The following is a 4,937-nucleotide window of genomic DNA, read 5'->3' as shown; positions in this document are numbered from 1 at the left end:
TCGCGCGCGGCCGCCGCGCGGCCCGGCCCAGGCGCCGGCACCATCCGCTGGTCGCGATGCTGCCGTGGCGGACGCGCTTCCGCCGGTCCGGCCTCTACATCTCGCCGCTCGCGCCGCTGCTGCTGGGCTTCCTGGTCGGCATCCTGACCATCCTGCTCGGCGTCGGCGGCGGATTCGTGCTGGTGCCGGTGATGCTGTACGTCTTCGGCATGAGCGCGCAGGTGGTCGTGGGCACCAGCCTGTTCCAGACGCTGTTCGTCACCGCCGCCGCGACGATGGTCCACGCCACCACGACCAAGGCGGTCGACATCGTGCTCGCCGCGCTGCTGCTGCTGGGATCGGTGACGGGCGCCCAGGTCGGCGCGCGGCTGGCGAACCGGGCGCGGCCCGAATACCTCCGCCTCGCGCTGGCCGTGATCGTGCTGCTGGTGGCGGGCCGGATCGCGCTGGGGCTGGGGGCAAGGCCCGACGACCTGTATTCGGTCGAGCTTACGTGACCGGGCGGCGCGCGCGCTGGCTGGCGGTCGCCGCGCCGCTCCTGCTCGCCCAGGCCGGTCCGGATCCGCAGCCCGACGCCCGCGACCGGTCGAAGCCGGTGCTGGTCCCCGACGTGTCGCAACGCGACATCGAGATCGCGTACAGCTTCACGGGCGCGGACCTGCTGCTGTTCGGCGCGATCCTCTATCCCGGCGGGCGCGTGCCCGCCGGCCGGGGGACGCGGTGGCGTGACGCGCCCGAGGTGGCGGTGGTGGTGAAGGGGCCGCCACGCTCCATCCTGGTGCGCGAGAAGAAGCAGGTGGCGGGTATCTGGATCAACGCCGCACGGCTGCGCTTCCGGTCCGCGCCGTCCTTCTACGCCATCGCCTCGTCGCGCCCGATCGAGCGGCTGCTCGACGGGCGGACGCGCGCGATCTACGAACTGGGCATCGACAGCCTCCAGCTGTCCCCCGCCTCCAGCGCGCCCGCCGACGTGCAGGACCGGTTCGGGCGCGGGCTGGTGGCGCTGCAGTCGCGGGCCGGCCTGTACTACGAGGCGCCGCGCGCGGTGGAGATCACCGACGGCGTCCTGTACCGCGCCCGGCTGCGCATCCCCGCCCGCGTGCCCGTCGGCCGCTTCACCGCCGAGACGTTCCTGATCCGCGACGGCCGCGTGCTGGCGGCGGCGGTGCGCGCCATCGACGTCCGCAAATCGGGCGCGGAACGGCTGGTCGCCCGCGCCGCCGACCGCTCCTCCGTCGCCTATGGGCTGACGGTGGTCGCGCTGTCGGTGTTCCTGGGCTGGCTGGCGGGATGGCTGGCGGGGCGGCGATAGCGTCCGATCTGCTCGCGTGGTGATTGTGCGTGTTGCGAAGGCTCTTGTCCGGTTCCGCCCAGTTGCAGACATGGGGAAAATTGTGTGAACATGCGCATATGGGGATTGGCGCAACCGCAATATTGATTTTCTGTGCTGTCGTCATGGCGGCCTGCCGGGTGAGCGGCATAAATTGGATGCGAACTGCGTTCGCTACCGCACTCGGAAGCGTAACTCTCTATCTGGCTTATGGTTTTGCATTCCGCCTACGAATGCAACACGATCTGAAGCTGTCTCCACATGACGGTCAGAGCGGTATGGATGTTTTGGCGTTTGCCATTCTCGTTGCGCCCATCGCTACGATACTTGTCGTTCTTTTCTTCATCTGGATCACAAGACCCGAAAAGCCAACCAACGACCGCTAACCACCGGTCGAAGACGTGCCGCTATCGTGTCGGCAAGCGACATCATGTCCACGTCGCGCGACTGCGATGCCGCCCGCTCGCAACCGCCATATCCTAAACGCAATCTTCACCCCTGCCCGGTCATAGCCGGCCGGCGTCAGGAGTAGCGTAGCGATGACCCAGCAACCCGGCCGGGAGGCCTTCGCCGCCGGCGATCCGCTCGCCGACACCGCCGCGATCGGCGTCGTGCTGGCGATCGGCGGGGCGGGCAGCGAGGTGCTGCTCGACCTGGCGACGATGGAGGCGCTGGGCGCGGATCCGGACCCGGTGATCGCGCAGGGCGGGCAGGTCGGCAGCCAGGTGAAGATGCGGCTCGGCTCGGCGTGGCTGATCGCCAACATCCGCTCGCTCCGCCTTGCCGACGCGAGCCCCGGCCACGCGGTCGCCCAGGTCGACTTCCTGGGCGAGGGCGACGAGGAGAGGCTGACCGGCAAGCTCTACAATTTCCGCCGCGGCGTCACGCGCTATCCGGTGCCCGGCTGCCGGGTGTACCCCGTCTCGACCGTCGACCTGAAACAGATCTATGCCGCCGACGACCGCGCGCACATCGAGATCGGCACGGTCTATCCGACGCGGGACATCCGGGCCGCGCTGTACGTCGACGCGATGCTGGGCAAGCATTTCGCGCTGCTCGGCTCGACGGGCACGGGCAAGTCGACCAGCGCGGCGCTGATCCTCCACCGCATCTGCGAGCTCGCGCCGCAGGGCCACATCGTCATGGTCGACCCGCACGGCGAATATGCGCAGGCGTTCAGGGGCAACGGCGCGATCTTCGACGTGTCGAACCTCCAGATGCCCTATTGGCTGATGAACTTCGAGGAGCATTGCGAGGTGTTCGTCACCTCGGCGGGCACCGAGCGGCAGATCGACGCCGACATCCTCGCCAAATGCCTGCTCGCCGCGCGCGCCAGGAACCGGATCGGCGCGGAGATCCCCAAGCTGACCGTCGACGCGCCGGTGCCGTACCTGCTGAGCGAACTCACCAACCTCATCCAGCTCGAGATGGGCAAGATGGACCGCGCGGGCGACACCGTGCCGTACCTGCGCCTGAAGACCAAGATCGACGAGGTGAAGGCCGACCCACGCTATGGCTTCATGTTCTCGGGCATGCTGGTCGCCGACACGATGGCGGCCTTCCTCGCGCGCATCTTCCGCCTGCCCGGCGACGGGCGGCCGATCTCGATCATCGACGTGTCGGGCGTGCCGAGCGAGATCACCTCCGTCGTGGTGGCGGTGCTCAGCCGGATGGTGTTCGACTATGCCATCTGGTCGCGCAACGAGCCGCAGCGGCCGATCCTGCTCGTCTGCGAGGAGGCGCACCGCTACATCCCGTCCGACCGCAACGCCGACGGCTCGTCGGTCGGGCGCATCCTGGGCCGGATCGCCAAGGAGGGGCGCAAGTACGGCGTGTCGCTCGGCCTCATCACCCAGCGGCCGTCGGACCTGGCGGAAGGCGTGCTGTCGCAATGCGGCACGATCATCGCGATGCGGCTGAACAACGACCGCGACCAGGCCTATGTCCGCGCGGCGATGCCGGAGGGCGCGCGCGGCTTCCTCGACGCGATCCCGGCGCTGCGCAACCGCGAGTGCATCATCTGCGGCGAGGGCGTCGGGATACCGATCCGCGTGGCGTTCGACGGGCTGGAGGAGGTCAAGCGCCCTGCCTCGGGCGACCCGCTGTTCTCGGAACTGTGGACCCGGACGGGTGGCGAGGACCAGATCATCACCCGCACCATCCAGCGGTGGCGCGCGCAGGGGCGGTAGCGATCCTGCCGGTCCCCGACCCTTCTCCCTGCCCTTGCGTCCGGGCATCCGTCCCGATCGGTCAGCCCTCGCCGGGCTTGCCCGACGCCGGAGCCGCGTCGGCCTTTCGCTCGCTCGCCGCGCGCAGGCCGCCGATCATGCTGGTGGCCGCCATGCCGAGCAGCGCGCCCATGTCGATCGGCGACTTCGGCTTCTCCGCCGTCTTCTGCTCGCCCCCTGCGGGCTGATCGCGCGTCAGCGCCGCCGCGGCCGCGATCAGCGCGCCGGCGATCAGCTGGCGACCGGCGGGTGTCGCCGCCTGTTCCAGCATCGCCTCCGCCGCCTGGCGCAGCGGCTTGGGGATCTTCACGCCCGCGACGTGCTTGGGCAGCTTGACGGTATCGCTCACGGGCAGACCTTTCGAGGTGTGCTATCGATATGGGACACGGGCGCGCGACGTCCAGTCCCTCACCGGCCGTGCGGCGCGTCGCCGGGTCGGACCGCGACCAGCGTCTCGACCGTCGCCCGGAACCGCGCCAGCGCCTCGCCCTCCAGCTGCGCCGTGGTCGAGAACGACAGACGCAGGGGATCGATCGCCGTCCCGTTCCGCCACACCTCCCAATGAAGGTGCGGCCCGGTCGAGAGGCCGCTCGACCCGACATAGCCTATCACCTGCCCCGCGCGCACCGCCTCCCCCGCGTGCACCGCCATCCCGCTTAGATGGCCATAGCCGGTCGCGAGGCTGCCGGGGTGGTCGAGCCGGACGAACCGCCCGTAGCCGCCGCTCCAGCCGGCCGAGCGCACCGTGCCGGCCGCGGCGGCGACCACCGGCGTGCCGATGGGCGCGCCGATGTCGATCCCCTTGTGCATCCGCGTGAAGCCCAGGAGGGGATGGAAGCGCGGTCCGAAGCCGGAGGTGACATGTCCCTCGACCGGCATCGCCATGCCCTCGTGGCGGGCGCCCTGCCCGCGCGGATCGAACCAGTCGTCGCGATCGCCCCCCGGCCAGCGGACGAGCTGCGTGCGTCCCGCCTCCCGGTCCACCGCGGCCAGCAGCAGCCGGCCGAGCCGCACCTCGCCGGTCGCGGCGCGCTCCTGTTCCAGCACGGCGTCGAACCGGTCGGCGGCGGCGATGTCGCGGCCGATCGACAGCCGGCCGGCGATCGCCTTCACATACTCCCCGGCCGCATCCGCCGGCACGCCCGCCGCGCGGACCGAGCGATATAGGCCGGAGCCCACCAGCCCCTGCACCCGCAACGGGGTGCGGTCGACCGCGATCGGCCGCTCGACCAGCGCCAGGGCGCGGCCGTCTCCGGCCCTGGACAGGGTCAGGTCGAGGTCGAACCGCGCCCGCATCGACAGCGCCTCCAGCGGCCGGGCGACGCGGCGGTTCGGCCGGCGGCCGAGCGTCAGCGCGATGTGCGTGCCGGGGCGCAGCT

The 4,937-nt window shown here is 70.7% G+C and carries 6 protein-coding genes; 4 read left to right on the top strand and 2 right to left on the bottom strand.

Annotation, left to right across the window (positions count from 1 at the left end; translation table 11 throughout):
• From HUV01_RS11865 to HUV01_RS11850, 4 genes are all read left to right on the top strand, one after another.
• The coding region (locus HUV01_RS11865; RefSeq protein WP_174298453.1) for a sulfite exporter TauE/SafE family protein at positions 1–497 on the top strand (497 nt) is incomplete at its 5' end.
• Positions 494–1,312 (top strand): TIGR02186 family protein, encoded by an 819-nt coding sequence (locus tag HUV01_RS11860; RefSeq protein ID WP_174298452.1) that lies wholly within the window; start codon positions 494–496, stop codon positions 1,310–1,312. The genes HUV01_RS11865 and HUV01_RS11860, both read left to right, overlap by 4 nt.
• A gap of 44 nt (positions 1,313–1,356) precedes the next feature.
• Positions 1,357–1,716 carry a hypothetical protein gene (locus HUV01_RS11855; protein ID WP_174298451.1) on the top strand — a complete coding sequence of 120 codons (360 nt, stop codon included), beginning with the start codon at positions 1,357–1,359 and terminating at the stop codon, positions 1,714–1,716.
• A gap of 153 nt (positions 1,717–1,869) precedes the next feature.
• Positions 1,870–3,519 carry an ATP-binding protein gene (locus HUV01_RS11850; protein ID WP_174298450.1) on the top strand — a complete coding sequence of 550 codons (1,650 nt, stop codon included), beginning with the start codon at positions 1,870–1,872 and terminating at the stop codon, positions 3,517–3,519.
• A 61-nt stretch (positions 3,520–3,580) separates the two neighbouring features.
• On the opposite strand, the gene HUV01_RS11845 is transcribed toward HUV01_RS11850, so the two are convergent.
• Positions 3,581–3,907, bottom strand: coding sequence for a hypothetical protein (locus HUV01_RS11845; protein ID WP_174298449.1), 327 nt, complete (start codon positions 3,905–3,907; stop codon positions 3,581–3,583).
• A 59-nt stretch (positions 3,908–3,966) separates the two neighbouring features.
• Positions 3,967–4,937, bottom strand: a 971-nt coding sequence (locus HUV01_RS11840; RefSeq protein WP_174298448.1) for a M23 family metallopeptidase, incomplete at its 5' end; no start/stop codon positions are given.

The organism is Sphingomonas bacterium (genome assembly GCF_903643035.1).
In the GTDB taxonomy this organism is placed as follows: Bacteria; Pseudomonadota; Alphaproteobacteria; order Sphingomonadales; family Sphingomonadaceae; genus Sphingomonas.
The sequence above is the reverse complement of the archived record's forward strand: the minus strand, read 5'-3'. Positions and strand labels throughout refer to the sequence as shown.